We start from the raw sequence: 16,744 nt of genomic DNA, 5'->3' as shown, positions 1-16,744 counted from the left end.
CTAGTCTCAGGCCGTCAGGACCTGCCGGAAGAATCCCACCGAGGGATCTTCCGGAGTGCCCACCAACAGAACGCGGTCGAGCAGAATGTTGTTGTGCTCGCAGCTCGTCTCCGGAAGCATCACGCAGGCGTGGCAGGCCGCCAGGTTGGTGCCGCCGGCGCCGGACATCCCGGTCTCCATGCAGAGCGGATCAGAGGAGCACCACTCGGCGCGGAGGACGGCCGAACGGACCGTACGGTCGAGAAGCTCCGGTTCGCCCTGGGCGACCAGACCGCCCAGACTGCCCGCCGAGTCGCTCGTCGCCGTGTAGACGAGCACGCCGGCCATATCGTCGGCGGCGTAAAGGCGTTCACGCAGGGCCGCTGCCGGGTATCCGGACTCCAGACTCCACTCGTTGACAAGGACGTGGGCCAGCGTGTGCAGCAGCACCATGCGTGGGGTGGCGGGGGAGGGAGCGGCCCGGCTCGGGTCGTCGGCTCGCTGCTCCAACACCCGCTGGTGAGCGGTACGCATCCACTCGGCCCGCGCTGCCACCGCCGGGGCTTTCTCCCAGGCGGCCAGTCGGTCCTCGTCCAGGCGGAGGAAAACCCCCTCGCCCCGGACCTCCATGGCCGGTAGCCAGCGCAGGGGGCGTTCGGACAGGGGCATCTCCTTGGAGTCGGTCGTCGACTCGGCGTCGCTCAGCCGGGTGAACGCCTTCAGGGCGCGCACCTCGCGAAGCTTCTTGACCAGCATGGGGCCGGTGATGCCGAGCGGTTCGAGCACCCTCTGATCGCCCGACGGGGTCTCGCAGACGAATTGTTCGTCCCGGGAGTGCTCGCTCTCGTCGTTGCCCGAGCGGAGACGCTCGTACTCCTTGTTGCGCAGGGCGCGGTAGCGGTGGTCGAAGGTCGGGGCCGTGTTGTCGTCGGGGTCCTCCTCGCGCTCCGCGTCGAGAAGCGCCATCACTTCGTCCAGCGGTATCGGGCTCCCGCCCTTGAAAATGATCTTCAGGGCACCCTCGATCGCCGCACGGTTGTCGAGTTCACGCAGCGTGTCCCAATGTTCGGCGAGCGGATCCGCCCGGCCGTCGCTCCACGGCGGGATGGAGAGCGCCGACTTCAGCACTGGCTGCCACACCGAGGAAGAACCGCGCTGCAACGTCCGCAGGGGGCGTCCACACTCCTCAGCCGGCGCGGATGTGCCGAGCCACGGGCGGGAGCCTCGGCATGTGAGGCCCAGGTCCTTGAGCGCGTTCCTGCGGAAGGAGCCCTCCATGGAGACCTCGGCGGCCTGCCCACAGGTACAGGAGACGAGGATGGAGCGGAGCGAGGAAGTACGCCCGGACGTGCGCAGCTTCAGCTTTCCCCCGCACTGTGCCGTCGTCGTGACACCACGTTCCTTGGAGCGGTGCACCCACTGCCGGTACGGGAACTCGCCGAGGTGTCCGGCCTCGCAGGCGACGACGAAACGGGAGGGGACCAGATCGACCTCGCACGTGCCACAAACGCTACGACCGGCGGGCGAGTTGAATTCACGATGCCCTTGCAGGTCGTTGCACTCGGGGCATGAGTGCGTCCAGGGGAATCGCCGGACCCGGAGGCCGTCCCTGCTCTTGTCGTCGGAAGCGGGCGGCAGCCGGAAGCAGTCGACGCCGAGCAGTCGGGCCAGGCGTCGTTCATGGATCCGTGGGGACTCGTCGAGGCTCCAGCCCTGCTCGGCCTCGTCGAGCCCCGAGACGATGAAGGACTCGTGGTCGACCGCGATGAGCGACCCGACGCCGTACGTGGTGATCGCCTGGGCACGGCGGACCGTACCGCGCCGCGGAAGGTTGTGGGCGGGGGCGGTGCCGTTCGCACCGGTCCGACGACGGCGGGCGGGGGGCGGGGTCATCGGGATCCCTCCAGGAACAGGGCGGACTCGGCGTCGACGTCGCGCAGGCTCCACAGCGTGGACCAGGCCTCGACGTCCGTGGACTCGTCGTCGTACGCCTTCAGGAGCGAGGGGGCACGACTGCCCCTCTGCGGCTCGAACAGCAGGCCGCTGTGGTTGTCGGCCTCGTCGCACCACCAGTCGACGAACTCGTCGAAGCCCTGGGACACGGCTTCGGTCTCCTCTGGTGTGACTTCGCCGACGCGCTCCAGGAGCACGGACTTGATGTTGCCGCGGAGTACGTGCTCGTAGGAAGCGACCCTGCCGGCGCCATTGTTGGGACGGGCAGCCGGGACCATGATGCGGACGAGGGCGACGATCACCGCATGCAGGCCCCGGTCGCGGGCGCGGGCGGAGAACGGGGTGACGGAGGTGGACTCGACCTCGCGGTACAGGGCCGAGTGGAAATGCTGGAAGCTCTCGTAGTGGGAACGGTCACGGGACCGGGACGAGTTGAGCATGACGGCGACCAACCCCGGGTGCGCGCGGCCGACGCGGCTGGTCGCCTGGATGTACTCGGCGGTCGTCTGCGGCTGGCCCATCACGGCCATGAGCCCGAGGCGGTCCACGTCCACGCCGACCGCGATCATGTTGGTGGCCAGAAGGACGTCCACGGTGTCCTCGTCGGGCAGTCGCTTCTCGATTCCCTTGAGACGGGTGGGAATCTCGCTGGCGTCGATACGGCTCGTCAGCTCCGAGTAGTTGGCGATCGAGCGGACCTTCACTCCCTCGCGCTCGGCGAGCATCTCCAGGTAGGCCACCACGTCGTCGTGGACCTGGAGTTCGGCCGCCGACAGCAGCCGGAGGCTGTTGAAGTAGCCGACGAGGCTCCAGTACGCGTCCCGTACCTCGTCCTCGGTCTCCGCGTGCAGGGCCCGGTGCAGCAGGGTGGCGTAGGCGCGGATCAGCAGCGTGGCCTGGCTGGTGCCGGGGGCCAGCAGGCCGACGTAGCGGCGGCTCGCCTTCTCCTCGCGCGGAGTCTCCACGGCGAACCACGAGTCGCGGGCGTCGAGTCCGGCGGGCGGGAACTGCCGTACCTCGCGGGCGAACAGGTTGCGTCCTTGGTCGGCGGCGCGACGGATGGTCGCCGTGGAGGCGATCACCTTCGGCCGGCCGGCGAGCGCGTCCACGGCTGTCTCGTAGAGACCGGTGAGGGTTCCCAACGGGCCGGAAATCAAGTGGAGTTCGTCCTGGACGATCAGGTCCGGGGGAGGGGTGTCGCCGTCCGGGTCGTCACGGTTGAAGAGCGCCGCGGTCGCCGGTCGCCACGGCATCGACGCGAACTTGTCGACGGTGGCGATCACCAGTGTCGGCCGCGCGTCGTACACCGCCTCGTCGATCAGGTGGACGGGAAGACCGTCGGCGAAGTCGCAGCCCGCGCCCGGGCATCCGACATACATCCGCTTCGCGTCCTCGTCGGCTTCGTAGTCCCGTGCGTCGAGACGGGTTCCGCACCAGGGGCAGGCGTGCAGTTGGACCGGGTTCTCGGTGGCGAGGCGCTTGTCGAGGTTCGCACGAAGCTCGGTGAGCTTCAGGTCCGCTTCTGCCAACGTGTTGGGGGTGGCCGAGCGTCCCACCCACATGCCGACGGAGAACTCCTCGTGCCCCAGCTCGGGTGTACGACGCCGCATGTGCTCCATGGCGCACAGCAGGATCGCCGCACGCTCGAACTGCTGGAGGGTGAGCAGCCGCAGCGTGTAACGCATGAGGACGGTGACACCGCCACCGGCCCGGCCCTTGCGGATACGGCGTAGGAACGACGTGAGGGCGATCAGCCCGAGGTAGGCCTCCGTCTTGCCGCCGCCGGTGGGGAACCACAGCAGATCGGCGGTCCCTCGATCAACGTGCTGAGGGTCGTCGATCCCGGCCAGGCACAGGAGCACGAACGCGATCTGGAAGGGACGCCAGCGACCGGCGGCCGGGTCGGGGAAGCCGACGCGGCCGCCCTTCACCCAGGCGCTGCGGGCGCGTTGGTCGGCCATGGCACGGTTGGCGAGCCGGAACGCCTTCATCAGATCGGGCTTGGTCCGCAACAGTTCGATGCCCTGGCGGATCCGGTCGAGTGCCTCGAGGCAGGCCCTCACCTGCTCCAGCGCGGCCTTCTCGTGAGGCCCGCCGGCCAGTTCCTCGGTCTCGGCCGCTTTGCGGGCGATCCAGAGTCCGTACCCGTCGGCGAGTGCTTCCAGCGCGGTGAGGATCTCGGCGTCGGACCTCTCCGCCAGCCCCAGCATGGACAGCGCCGAGCTGTCGATCTCGGGATTGGAGTCGGTGAGCAGCACCTCCACCGTCGGCACGAACTGGCTGCGCACCTCGGCGACGGCGATCTCCGGGGCGGTGTCGGTCACGCCGACCGGCGACGGCTTCCAGTCCCATTCGGCGGCGCAGCCGTGCCCGACGGCGAAGGTCGGGGCGTGGCGGTGCAACAACCGACTTGTGGCGATCTCCGGGTCGTGGGCGCCGGCCGGGGCCGGGCGTTCGACGAACGCGGTGGAACCGTCGGCGGCCCGGATCGTCAGACCGCACTGGAACAGGGAGAACGCGTCCTGGAGGTCCCATTCGCCGATCTTCTGCGTGTTGATCAGCGTGACCGTGATCGTGACCGTACCGGTGGTCGGATCGACGCGGCGGATGTTGACATGCAGGGAGGCTTCGTCAGTGAGCTTGATCGGTTCCTTCGGGGCTGCCTCGGTCACGACGAAGCGCCGGTCGGGGAACGAGAGCTCCCTGCGCCGCCACTGTTCCCGTTGGTCGGCGGTGGTGCGGGCCTCGGCGCGGCGGGCCGGGATCCGCTTGCCGTCGGCGTCGGTGGGCTCGTAGACGGCCGCGCGCGCCGAGACCACGATCGTGTCGCTTATGGCCGGCTTGACCGCGAAGGTCAGCCCCATGGTGGAGGGCCGTCGGTCCCCCGAGGCGCCGACCTCCGGCGAGGTACCGGAGTCCTCGCCGTCGCCACGGGTGGTGAGGGGGGTGTCGTCCGGGCCGTCCTGCTCGGCGGCCTCCTCCTGCTTTCGTTCCTTTGTGGCACGCGGGTACAGCACGCCGGTCAGATAGCGGTCGATCGGCGCGTCCTGAGTGAGGACCTCGTCCCGGTCCTCCTGCTCGGCGTCCTGCGCGGGACCGAGGAGTTCACGGCGGAGACCCACCAGGAGTTCCTCGTCCCGGACCCGGTAGTGCTCGGAGTGGCGGCCTGCCACGTGTGTCATGCGTGCTGCTCCTTGCTGTCGTCGGCTCGGCGGTATCGACCTATACCGGTGATCCGGGGAGCGATCCACACGCCCCGGTCACCGAGGCCGGCATTGGCGCCGGCCGCGGTGCTGCCCGTCACGGTCTCCAGCGTGTCGACCCGCAGCCCGTGGATCTCTTCGGGCCACCAGGGGTCCCAGGTCCGGTTGACCTTCTGCACCTGGAACAGCGCCTCGCGGAACCGCTGGGACACCTCACCGATCTCCCGCCCGTCGTGCAGCAGGGCGTACGGAGGGCTCTGGGTCTCGCCCATCGGCAGATCGTGGAGTCTGCGCAGCAGTACCTCGTGTCCGGGACGGACCTGTTCCAGTAGGTGCATCTGGCCGGCGACGGCGTCCTCCTCGTGGCCGGGCGGGTTGTCGCGGCACACGTCGCCGGCCTGGGCGACGATCCCGTAGCGGTCGTACGGACGCCACCCCCCGAGGTAGAGGCGGCCGTCGCGGCGGCGCCCCGCCTGCCTGAACTGGGGCAATTCAGGCGGGGTCACGTGGTACAGGTCCTGGCGGGCACGCGTCATCGCCACGTACAGAGCACGGGCCTCGGCGGGGAGGTCCAGTTCCCGCTCGAAGCGCTTGCGCAGTCCGGCGACGGTCGGCGGGGTCAGGACGATCACACGGTCGAACTCCAGCCCCTTGGCCCGGTGCACGGTCGAGACGACGACCCGGGCGGTCTCCGGGTCCGCCGCCTCGTCGGGAAACCTGCCGTCGGCGACCGCGCGGCGCAGCCGGTCCAGATCGAGCACACCGCGGCCTGCTCCGCGTGCGACCCGGCGCAGCACCGTCCACAGGGTGTCGGTGTTCGGCTCGTACGGGAGCGGGATCTCCGACAGGAGCGCACGGAACCGGTCCTCGGTGAGGCCGGTCGCCTCCGTGCGGCGCAGCAGCTCGGCCACCCAGTACGGCACCGGACGCTCTTCGAGCGGGCGCCGCAGCCGGTGGTCGACTCCGTGGGTGTGCAGCAGGGAGGAGACCACGAGGGCCTGCTGGTTGTCACGCGTGAGGACGACACACGTGTCGGAGAGGTCCCGCAGGCCGTTCAGGGTGAACTCGTCGTCGAGGTCGCCCAGGTTGTTCGCCGGGTCCAGAAGAAGGTCGCGCAGTTCGTCGTAGAGCGTTTCCGCCTCGTCGGGGTCCTTGAGTTGCTGGAGGCGAGGGCCGTGCGCCAGCGCGACACGGGCCTCGGCGGTGGTGGCCCGGAAGTTCCGGGTGAGCCGCAGTTCCACCAGGTCCTCGGGGTAGGAGCAGCGCAGCCAGTCGAAGAACCGGCCGGTCTCGTCGGCGCGTTCACCCAGGTCCGCGATCTGGAAGCCGTAGACGGACTGGGCGGCGTCGCCGACGACGGTGAAGCCGCAACTGTCCTGGTACCGGTCGAGAAGTGTCTCCACCAGCTCCCGGCGCACGCCCAGCAGATCCTGCACCTCGTCGATCACGACATGGGCCGGCGGGATCGCGTCGCCGGTCTCCAGCGCCCCCTTCTCGATCGCGCGGGTCGCGGCGGCGATCCTCTCGTCGAAGCCGACAGTCCCCCACTCGCCGTCCGGATGCGCATGGAGGAGCACCTCGTAGGCCCAGGCGTCGAAGGTACGGGCGCGCACTCGGTGTGCTCGTTCCCCGTGCAGGGAGATCCGTTCGCGCAGCTCCCGGGCTGCGGCCCGGGAGAAGGTGAGCACGAGGATCTCTGCGGCCTCCAGTGTCTGCTCGGGGTCCTCCTGACCGCACAGCGCGTCGAGCCGCCGCACCAGGGTGTGGGTCTTTCCCGCTCCGGCGCCCGCGGTGACCAGGACGCGTGCGTCCCAGGGCTGCTCGACCACGGCCAGTTGCTCGTCGGTGAGCGTGGGGCTGTCGAGGTAGACGTCGGTCACTTCCGGCTCCAGAGGTGCTCGAACTGGGTGAAGGCGAGACGCGTGTCGAAGTTGGCGACGTTGTCGCTGACGTTGAGGATCAGACAGCTTTCCTTGCCGCCGTTCAGCGGTCCGCGCAGTCCGCGACCGATCATCTGCTGGTACACGTTGGTGCTGTAGACCGGCCGGGCAACGACCACGGCACGAGTGGCCGGTGCGTCGAATCCCTGGGTGAGCACACCGTAGTTGGTGAGGACCCGGATGCGGCCGTTCCGGAAATTCTCGATGCGGGTGCGACGGTCCTGAGCGCTGGTCGTCGAGTCCACGGCGGCGGACGGGACTCCCCGGTCGTTGAGCAGGGCTGCCAGGTACTTGGCGTGGTCGACTGAGGTGGCGAAGAGCAACGTCGGCCAGTCGTTCGGCAGTTCGACCACAGAGTCGACGATGCGTCGGCTTCGTGCGTGGTCGTCGGCGAGCCGGTGTTCGGCGGAGCGAGAGAGCATGGCCATTCGATCGGCGTGTGTCTTCTCGTCCTGTGTGAGCTCGATACGGCCGCCCTCGAGGGTGCGGTGCTCGACCTGGGCGAGCATGCCCCAGTCCTGGAGGTCGCGGTACGGGTCACCCGACGGGAAGACTCCTTGGTCGAGTCGTTTGTTGCCGAAGCGGGTGGCCAGGCGACGGGTCTCGTCCTCGTTGGTGTTCCGGAACGGGGTGGCCGTCAGACCGAGTAGATGCCGGGTCGTCTCGTACTGGGTGAGTCCCAACTGGCCCAGGACGTCGGTGTATCGCTTGGAAATGGCGGTGTGCGCCTCGTCCACGATCACCAGGGTGGCCTTGCGCAGCCAGGCGTACTGGTCGGCGCTCAGGCACTTTTCCAGCTTGGCGTCGGTGGCGACCACCAGGTGCGGGTGGTCCGCCACGTTCCCGACCTCGTTGGTGCTCCACAGCCGGCTGATGGTGAGCGGGCGTTCGGCGCCGACCTTGCTCCAGACGAACTTCCAGCTCTGGACGGCCTGTTCGCACAGCTCCTCGGTCTGCGCGATCCACAGGAGCGGACCCTTGAGGTCGCCGACCCGCTTCACCCAGCGGATCACGGCTTCAGCGGTCACCCGGGTCTTGCCGGCTCCCGTGGGCAGGGACAGCATTCCGCGTTGGGGGGCCAGCCGGTCGAGCATCCGGGAGATGTTCCGGACCAGATCCTCCTGGTAGGCGTGCAGGCTCGGGAAGTCCCGAGGGCCCTCGATGGTCTCGAACGGGGGAGGAGACGGAGTCCGTGAACCGGCAAACGCGACGGGCAGCCCCAGTTCCGAGACGAATGCGATGGCAGCCGACGAACCTCCGTAGGAGACAGGTGCGTTGGGGAAGCGTGCTTGGATGTCCCGGGCATGCTCCTTGAGCACCCCGTCGCCGTGTGCGTTGAACGCCATCTGCGCGATCCGGTGCCCGGACGGTTCCACCCCGCCGGTCTCCTGCAGTTCCGCCTCCATCAATCCCTCGGGGAAACCGGTCCGGAGCGCGTCCGCACCGATCAGCAGCTCGATCTTGGTCACCACGTCGTCGGCTTCACGCACCGCCCTCTGCGCCGCCTTCAAGGCGCTGTCCTGGGCCATGCGGTCCTGGAGTTCCAGCACGGCGCGGCAGCCGGCGGCGCCGAGGCCGAGGCCGAGCTCGCGGTCGATCAGGCGCAGCATCGGCTCGGGCTCCAGCGGTACGAGGACCTTGACGGTGCTGTCCTGGCGCACGGCGTCCAAGGGGGAGGCGTGCGTGCCGTTGGGCGTGCGGGTGACTTCCTCGAGCTCGCTGCACCGTTGCACCATGCTGTGCCGGTTCCCGCTGTTCAGGCGCTGCCGCAGGGCGGGGAACAGCTCGACCAGGGGGACCGGTTCGCCCGCCGGTACTTCGCGGGTCTCCAGGCTGATCACATCGGTGTAGCGGAGCATGCCCCACTTCTCGATCATCAACTCGGCGTCGTCGGCGGTCGGCACGAGCAGCGCCGGGAGCTGCTCGGCGCGCAGCGCCTGGTACTGAGCGGTCCCGACGGCGACGGTGATCTCGTCGTCGGGACGGGTGCCCCAGGCGTCGCCGATCCGGCAGCGCGTCAGGGAGTCCTCGGGAAAGTCCGCGTCGAACCGGGTCAGCATCACATAGGTGGCGCCGACGAAGGAGTCGTCCTCGCTGCGGGTCACCTCATCGAGGAGTACGTCCCAGCGGTCGGCGGGAACCTCGTCGACGGTGATCGGGAGCCGGAGCCTGCGGGCCTTCTCGGGTGAGATGTCGGCTACCGGCAGCACGTCCCGGTAGGCGGCGAGCTGCGGGCCGACGGCCTCCCGGAGCGGCTTGATGCCCTGGGAGGTGGCGATCGTGCCGAACTTCACCAGCATCCACCGGATTGGCGAGATCACCGCCTGTCGAGTGCCGCTCTGCGCACCGATCTGGCGCGTCCAGTTGTCCACCACGGCGTCGTCGGGCAGCACCTTCAGGAAGGCGGCGCGGGATTCCTCGGACAGGGCGCGGAAGAGGTGGAGCGAACCACCGACGGGGGCGCCCTCGACCTTGATCCGGTTCAGCGCGGGACGCGGGGCTCGGCTGTCCAGGCTGCGCAGGTAGGTGGCGTGGACAGCTTCACGGTACTCCTCGAACCACGGCTCGCCCTCCTGTGGCCGCACCGAGCCGGAGGGGCGTTCCCGCAGGCCGATCTGGGGGAAGAAGGGGGTGTCGTCGGAGTGGAACGCCATGTCGACGGCCACGCTCGGGTCGCGCTTCGCGTCGACGACGGGCCCCGGAAGCATGCAGCCCTCGGCCGGCCGGAACCGACCGTCGGCGGTCCGCACCCGGAGCGTGGAACGCGCGTCGGGCACCCGCTCCAGGACCTTGTCAGTCAGTCGGCGGACCCCCGCCTGCCGGAACAGCTCCCAGAACCGCTCCCAGTCCGAGTCGCTGTAGTGGTCGAAACCCTGGTCGAGGACGCTGACGAAACGGCCCTCGGCATCGGCTTCCCGAATGCCCAGGCTGTTGAGCGCGTGATGCAGCGACGGATCCTGGGAGAGCTCGTCGACCACGTACACCAGGGCCTCGCGCAGACCGCCCTGGTCGGCACGGCGGAACACCCTGCCTGGCACGGGGGCGACGAGGCCGTGCTCCTCGGTGAGCACGATGCGGGCTTTGCGGGCCTCCTCGGCGTAGGGGGAGCGAGCGTCGATCATGTCGGCGAGGATGCGGACGGCCACCGCCGACGCCTCGGGAGTGCCGCTCTCGACCAAGGCCTCCAGCCACTCCTTGACATCGGTCCGCCGGTGTCCGGCCGCGCTGATGATGTGCTCGACCTTTCCGGAGCGCAGGACGTCCGCTTCCGCGCTGGGGTGCAGCCAGTCCGAAGGGCGCCCGGGGCATTCGTGCCACATGCGCAACCAACCGGACAGCTTCTTCAGGTCCTTGTCGAACCGCGGGTGGATCCGCAGCCGCGTGGGGACGCGCAGGACGCCGTCCTGATCGGGCAGCGATGGGCGGTCCGCGGTGCGGGCCCAAATCTCCCGGGTCAGGAACTCGTCGGCCCAGCTGATCGCCTCCTTGACCCGGCCAGGCAGCAGGGGCAGATAGGCGGCCGGGTCCTCGGCGGGCGCGAGGGCGGGCAGAGTGTCGACGACCAGCTTCGCCGACACCCGGATCATCTCCTGGTTGAACGGGGAGGAGTCCAGGAGGTTCTGCCGGTCCTCGTTGGTCTTCCAGGCGCCGTTGAGAATGCCGCTCAGCGACATCTCGTACTTGGTCGGGAAGAAGGACCAGAACTTGCCGCGTCCACGTGACCGCGGGCTGACGTACAGGCCGCTCTCCGGGTCCTTCTCCTGTGCGGGGACCGCCCAGGAGAGGTCGAGGGAGAGTCGGTCGTGCAGCTCTCCGGCGTCGTCGCGGGCCTCCGTGCCGGGCTCGTGGGTGAGGGTGAACACGCGCCACCTGTCGGTTGCCAGGGCCTTTCCGGTCCGCTCCTCGACCAGGGTGTGCAGGTCGCCGGTCTGTCTGCTGGTCAGGGTCCGACGTGCCATGGGGCGCGGCCGGCGGTCCTCCAGGACGACCGTCGCGACGTGCGGAGAGAAGAGCTGGAAACCGACCGGGAACTCCTCGCGCGGTTCGCCGTGGTCCTTGGCACGACCGCCGTGCATGTCCCGGCCCAGCCGGTCGTCGGCCTTCGGTAGCAGGGGCAGGCGGACGACGGTGGTGGCCCAGCTCAGCAACTCGTCCAGGATGTGATCGGAAGCGCGCTCGGCCCGCGCGTCGAGAGGCCGGGCCATCCGCAGCACGGGGGCGTCGAATTCCGGGCCGTAGCGCGCTGTCACGCCGGGCACGGCCTTGATCTGCTCGTACGACCAGGCACGGTCGAATCCGAAACTTCCGGTGCTGCTGAAGAATTCCGGTGCGTCGGTCACCACGAGGACGGATTTCACGCCGACGCCGAATCGACCGATCTGGCCTCCACGCTTCTTCGACATGCTCATCCGGAGAATCGTCTCCGCGCCTTCCGGGGTGACAGGGGTTCCCTCGTTGGCGCAGTACAGATGGGTCTCCGTGAGGACCACGTGCACTTTTCCGCCGGGTTCTCCGGCGATCTCGTCCGCTGCGTTCTGCACCAGTTCGAAGAGCTGTCGGTCGCCGTATCCACCTTGCGTGATTCGACGTTCGCCATTGGCGTGCTCGGCGATCAGACCGGGGTCGACCGAATAGGTCTGCAGGACGCGGGTGGATTGTTCGAGAACGGTGTGGATGACAGAGGAGGGAGACGGCGTCGACATTGTTCCTGCACTCCTGTTGATGTCAAGTTCCGGAATGATGAGCGGGAGCGCGGGCCGGCGGATCGATTCAACGATTCGCCGGCCCAGCTGCTTCCGCCGTGCCACGGCGTCGGACGACCACCGGCCCGGGTCCCCGAAGACCTTCAGAGGAGGGCGGACGACACTCCGAGCGACGTGTTGTGTGGGGGGACTTCACTCAGTGGTGGGGGCAGGCTTCGGGCAGGCCAGCAACGTGCTTGGCCAGGTCGGGGAAGTTGTCGGAGAAGTACTCCATCGACGTCTCGAATAAACTGATGATGCTCGCCACCTCAGCCTTGCAGCACGCCATCATGATGGCCATCGTAAAAGCGCTCAGGTCGCGGTACGATATCATGTAATCGTCGTCGCTCTGTCCGTCCATGATGGTAAATGCCCCTGTCGTGTCGAATCCACTGATTTTCAATTCCGGGGCATTGAAATTAGGCATGGAAGGGCCCCGTGGTTGAGCTGCTTTTCTCGGTCGAGATGCTTCCTCGGAAACCACGGTAGCGGGTCCGTCTGACGTTCCGCCACTGCTTTGGGTGGGCATCGGCGGACGACCTTTGTTCGAACTGCGGGAGCGGGTGAAATCTGTCGATGGACACACTTCTGGCCCGGCCGATCGACCCCTTCTTGTGTAGGGGTTGAGCGGGGCGGAGTTAGCGCCACTAAGGACGTTAGTAGGTGTGGAGGGTGGCTGTCAACCATCGATCACCGAGGCTCGGAACGGCACCGCTCGGGCGAATTGAAATAGGGCGGAACAGGATAAATCTGTACGTATGGGTCGATATTGATTAGCTGCAAGGGCGGCCAGCCGTAATCAACCATCAGTTGACAATCCTCCTCACGTCAAATTAGCCTCCTGTTCGCCCCAGGCGACCAGCCTGCGGCTCCAAGGAAGGAGCAGGTGGCAGGTGGAGACAGGTGAGGAGTTCGGGCCCTGGCTGTCCCGGCAGCTGAGACTCGCGGGCAGGACGCAGGCCGAACTGGCCGAAGAACTGAAATTGACACGGGCCGCCGTCTCCGCGTGGATCACCGGCAGGTCGACCCCGCGCCCCACGGTCATGGCCGACATCGCCAAGGCGCTGGGCACGGACCTCGGCACGGTGCACACCCGTACCACCGACACCCAGGCCGGCCTCCCGGTCAGCTGGTATCACCGCCCCGGCTATCCCGACGGTGGCCGTGACCTGGGCAACGCCGCCGCCTTCGCCTTCGACGCCGACGTACAGGTGCTCGCTCGAGAGACCTGCCAGAACAGCCTGGACGAGCGGCTGACAGAGAACGGACGGCCGGTCAGGGTCCGCTACACCCTGCACGAGCTGACCGGGGAGAAGCTCGAAGCCTTTCGTGAGGCGATCCGGTGGAACGACCTGTTCCCTCACTATTCCGCGGTCTCCGAGAGCGCGGGCGGCCAGAAGGTCGGCCGGGTCGTGGACGCCGGAGTGCGCGACATGTACGAGAAGGGTCGTCTGGTCCTGCTGCGTGTGGACGACTACAACGCGTCCGGGCTCATCGGCGACGACTACATGGACGGTAAGTTCGCCGCGGTCGTCAGACGTCAATTGGAGAGTCTCAAGTCCGGTCACAGTGCGGGTGGTTCGTACGGCTTGGGCAAGGCGACGCTGTGGGCCACCAGCGCGCTCGGCCTTGTGCTGATCAACTCCACTCTGTCCGTGCCGCACGAGGGACGTACCGAGCGACGGGTCATCGGCCGCCTCGAGCTGCCCTGGCGTGAGGTCGAAGGCGAGACGTACGCGGGCCCCGCCTGGTTCGGGCGCCCCGATCCCGATTCGCCGGGGGCCAAGGTCGCCCGTTCCTGGTGGGCGGACGACGAGACCGTGACGAGCCTGTACCTGCGCCGCGAGAGCGACGAACCCGGTACGTCCTTCCTCATCGTCGGCGCGCACGACGTGGGGGGTCTCGCGGAGAACTCGTCCGATGCCGACGACGGATCCGCAGGCGAGGAGAGGGACGACGAGGATACGCGGGACATCGCCAGGATGCACAAGCGCCTGGTCGAGGCACTGGGCCGCGACTTCTGGGCCGCGATGACCGGCGGGGGCAGCAGGCTGCCTCTCCTGGAGGTCTCTGTCCGTGCCTTCCGGAACGGCAAGGAGGTCGTGGAAGAGCAGCAGGTCGACCCGTCCGTCGAGCAGCCCTCCCGGACCCGAGCTCTCAGGGCACATTACGAGGGCACCACGGTGGATCGCCTCACCGAGGCCGGACAGGTCGCGGTGCGGAGTGTCCCACTGAAGCTGCCGCTCTCCGGTGGTATCCGGGGGACGCTCGGCACCCACGAGGCGGTCCTGCTCGTCACCGACTCCGAAACGGACGCGGACGGCGCGAAGAACTTGCTGCACTCACTCCGCGGCAATTGCATGACCGTCAAGAGGACCACGGTCCCGAGACTGCCGATCGGCACCAACCCCTTCCAGGCCGTTCTGCTGGTGGGCGAGGCGGCGGGGGAAACGGCGCCCTTCGCGCAGGAGGCCGAGGAGTTCCTGCGTGCGGCGGAACCGCCCGAGCACGACCGCTGGGGACAGACGGAGGAGCTGACCCTGCGCTGGTCGCCGTCCGCGTATCGGCGGATCAACGCCCTGACCACCGAGGCCAACAACGCGGTGAGGGAACTAGTCGCACGGCCGAAGCGGAGCAGTCACGAAGGCGGTGAGGCCCTGCGCAAGGCGTTGACGGTGAAGAAGAGGAGCAGGGCCAAGGCCCCCACCGGGCCGGTGGTCCCGACACTGGACGCACTCGACGCGACCGTCGGCGAAGGCGGTGAGTGGCAGATCACCGCTGAAGTGACCATCCCCCGTGGCGACGAGATCGCCCCGATGGTGCCGGTGGCCCAGCTGGACGTGCGCTCAGGAGGCCGTCCGAAGCTGGACTGGGCGGAACTCGTGGGCGTCGAGGGCTGCGAAGTGGAGGACGGGATCCTGCGTTTCACCCCCGGCGCTCGACGCGCGAAGTTCCGAGGGACCACCGATGCCGGCAGCCATCCGGTCAGGACCACGCTCACCCGCCTCGTCCTCGAACTCCGTGCCGGCAAGGGGGAGTGACGCGTGAAGATCTACCCGTACGAGCGACTCAACCGGTCGATCACGCTCAGGGTGACCTCGGTCGCCCTCAAGCTCTCCGACGGCATCCGCGACCGACTGGAGACCAGCGCCTACTCGACCCAGCAGCAGGCCGTCGCCCTCGGTGTCGCGGGCCGCACGGACTGGGTGAGTGCCACGATCGGCCTCTCGGCGACGCTGCCACCCGGTGCGAACGCGTCGGACGCGCCCTGGTCCGAGCTGTGTGTCCTCGCCGTACTGACGGACGGCGAGACCAACGTCCGCACCTCCGTGCGCCTCACACCGGACACGGAGGGCGGCCACGACTGGTCCGGGTCGCTGGAGGTGCTTCGTGACGATCACCGGGGACGGGCCTCCCTCGCCGTGTACGCAGTCGGCACGGTGGACGGAGTGCGCGGCAGGTCGATCGCCGAGACCGACCGGAGCTGGGTCATCGACACGGTTTCCGACGAGCCGGTCCGCGACCTTCAACTCGAGGTGAAGCATGCGTCGTTCAGGAGAAGCTCCCGGGAGTGGCTCCACGCCTACGCCGACGCGCCCTGGATAGTGGACACCTCGGCCAGAGTTCCCACCGTACTGGTGAACACCGACGTCGAAGGCGTCATGGGGCTGCTGGACAGCAACAACTCGGGCGTGGAGAGCAAGGTGCGTGATCTCCTTGTCGCCCAGATGGCCACCGACGCCTGGACCGCGGTGTTCCACGGAGCCATCGGCGATCTGGAGGTGGGACTCGGTGGCGGGCCGGTCTTCCCGACCGACTGGCGGGGCGAGGTACTGAGGGAGATGCTCCCGGACGTGATCCCCGGCGTTCACGTCGAGGAGGCACTGCGACAGGTCCATCGCCGACGCACCGGCGAATCCGGCTGGGTGGAACTGCAGACGCGTATCCACTACGCGGCGGTCAGACGCGCCGACGCCGGGAGAGCCCTCGCCTACGCCATCCGCAGTCTCGAACAGAAGAACCGCGAGAGTGAGACGTGATCACCCAACCGAACCACGTGCCGGAACGCCTGGCCCTGCTCGACACCTCGGCTGCCGATCCGTTCCTCACCGATGAACTTCTCAGGGGCGAACAGGTCCACGGCGGCATCGATCTGGCCAAGGTGGTCGAGCCGCTTCCCGAGGACGACCCCAGATGGTGGGTCGAGCCGATCCGAAGCCTGGTGGAAGACGCCATGTTCGAGTTCCGGGAGGACCGCACCCGAGCGGACGCGTGGCTCGCACCACGTCTCCATGCCACGCTGCGCCTGATACGACGGGAAGCGGCGGACAAGCGTCTGTGGAACCACATCGCCCTGGCGGTGGCTCCCGACTACATCGTCTGGCGACATCTGCCGGAGGCGACGGCGAAGCAGCCGGAACCGCGTGTCGCCGCGCAGCGCTTCAGCGGCCCCGCCGACCGTCAGTGCTTCTCCCGCCTGTGGTGGGCTGCTGAGCTCTTCCGGAACGGGCCGGACTACGAGCCGGTCGAGATCGCCTGCGGGAACCAGGACCTCATCCACACCGTTCTTCGGATGGACCTGATCGACCACCGGCCTACTGCCCAGGCTCTGGTCCGCCTTCTACAAGGCGGACAGATCACCACCGGGCGAGAGATCAATGGTCTCAGTGTCGCGATCAATGCGGTCGGGGCGACTCTGACCTACGACGTCCTCGCGCCCGACCAGCCCCGCGATCCGGCCCACTTGCGAGACTGGATCGCGGAGATCGAATCGGCGCCACCGGTTGCGCGTCACGCACTCCCGATCGGGCCCGACGAGGACCCCGTCCCGGAGGAGTCCGTGGCCGCGCTCACCGGCTACTTCGCGGATTTGTTCGAGACCACGCCGGTCAGGGGGCGGAAGAGCGACGGCTGACCCGGTGTTGCG

Annotated in this window: 8 protein-coding genes; 3 read left to right on the top strand and 5 right to left on the bottom strand. The window is 68.3% G+C overall.

Going from position 1 to position 16,744, the window contains the following annotated elements; genetic code table 11:
* Positions 1 to 6: 6 nt before the first annotated feature.
* The 5 genes from drmB to OHB56_RS16485 form a co-directional block, all read right to left on the bottom strand.
* Positions 7 to 1,872, bottom strand: coding sequence for a DrmB family protein (drmB, locus tag OHB56_RS16505; protein WP_406354110.1), 1,866 nt, complete (start codon positions 1,870 to 1,872; stop codon positions 7 to 9).
* Positions 1,869 to 5,114, bottom strand: coding sequence for a helicase-related protein (locus OHB56_RS16500; RefSeq protein WP_406354108.1), 3,246 nt, complete (start codon positions 5,112 to 5,114; stop codon positions 1,869 to 1,871). The genes drmB and OHB56_RS16500 overlap by 4 nt, the downstream gene beginning before the upstream one ends.
* Positions 5,111 to 7,015 (bottom strand): UvrD-helicase domain-containing protein, encoded by a 1,905-nt coding sequence (locus OHB56_RS16495; RefSeq protein ID WP_406354107.1) that lies wholly within the window; start codon positions 7,013 to 7,015, stop codon positions 5,111 to 5,113. Before OHB56_RS16495 ends, OHB56_RS16500 begins: the two co-directional genes overlap by 4 nt.
* Complete coding sequence (locus OHB56_RS16490; RefSeq protein WP_406354106.1) at positions 7,012 to 11,778, bottom strand: DEAD/DEAH box helicase; 4,767 nt, start codon at positions 11,776 to 11,778, stop codon at positions 7,012 to 7,014. The genes OHB56_RS16495 and OHB56_RS16490 overlap by 4 nt, the downstream gene beginning before the upstream one ends.
* A gap of 196 nt (positions 11,779 to 11,974) precedes the next feature.
* Positions 11,975 to 12,244 carry a hypothetical protein gene (locus tag OHB56_RS16485; protein WP_406354105.1) on the bottom strand — a complete coding sequence of 90 codons (270 nt, stop codon included), beginning with the start codon at positions 12,242 to 12,244 and terminating at the stop codon, positions 11,975 to 11,977.
* Positions 12,245 to 12,710: 466 nt separating this feature from the next.
* Here OHB56_RS16485 and OHB56_RS16480 point away from each other — a divergent pair, with 466 nt between their 5' ends.
* The 3 genes from OHB56_RS16480 to OHB56_RS16470 are packed head-to-tail and all read left to right on the top strand — an operon-like array spanning position 12,711 to position 16,732.
* Positions 12,711 to 14,858, top strand: coding sequence for a helix-turn-helix transcriptional regulator (locus OHB56_RS16480; RefSeq protein WP_406354104.1), 2,148 nt, complete (start codon positions 12,711 to 12,713; stop codon positions 14,856 to 14,858).
* Positions 14,859 to 14,861: 3 nt separating this feature from the next.
* Positions 14,862 to 15,857, top strand: coding sequence for a hypothetical protein (locus OHB56_RS16475; RefSeq protein WP_406354103.1), 996 nt, complete (start codon positions 14,862 to 14,864; stop codon positions 15,855 to 15,857).
* On the top strand, positions 15,854 to 16,732 hold the full coding sequence (locus OHB56_RS16470; protein WP_406354102.1) for a DUF6339 family protein: 879 nt from the start codon (positions 15,854 to 15,856) through the stop codon (positions 16,730 to 16,732). Before OHB56_RS16475 ends, OHB56_RS16470 begins: the two co-directional genes overlap by 4 nt.
* The last annotated feature ends 12 nt before the right edge of the window (positions 16,733 to 16,744 follow it).

Origin of the sequence: Streptomyces sp. NBC_01635 (assembly GCF_045209715.1) — a bacterium.
GTDB classification, from domain to species: domain Bacteria; phylum Actinomycetota; class Actinomycetes; order Streptomycetales; family Streptomycetaceae; genus Streptomyces; species Streptomyces hirsutus.
The sequence above is the reverse complement of the archived record's forward strand: the minus strand, read 5'-3'. Positions and strand labels throughout refer to the sequence as shown.

What these genes read in the sequence shown, in the direction of transcription:
- OHB56_RS16485 (WP_406354105.1), bottom strand. Translation starts at nt 12,244, where the DNA reads ATGCCTAATTTCAATGCCCCGGAATTGAAAATCAGTGGATTCGACACG.
- OHB56_RS16500 (WP_406354108.1), bottom strand. Translation starts at nt 5,114, where the DNA reads ATGACACACGTGGCAGGCCGCCACTCCGAGCACTACCGGGTCCGGGAC.
- OHB56_RS16490 (WP_406354106.1), bottom strand. Translation starts at nt 11,778, where the DNA reads ATGTCGACGCCGTCTCCCTCCTCTGTCATCCACACCGTTCTCGAACAA.
- drmB (WP_406354110.1), bottom strand. Translation starts at nt 1,872, where the DNA reads ATGACCCCGCCCCCCGCCCGCCGTCGTCGGACCGGTGCGAACGGCACC.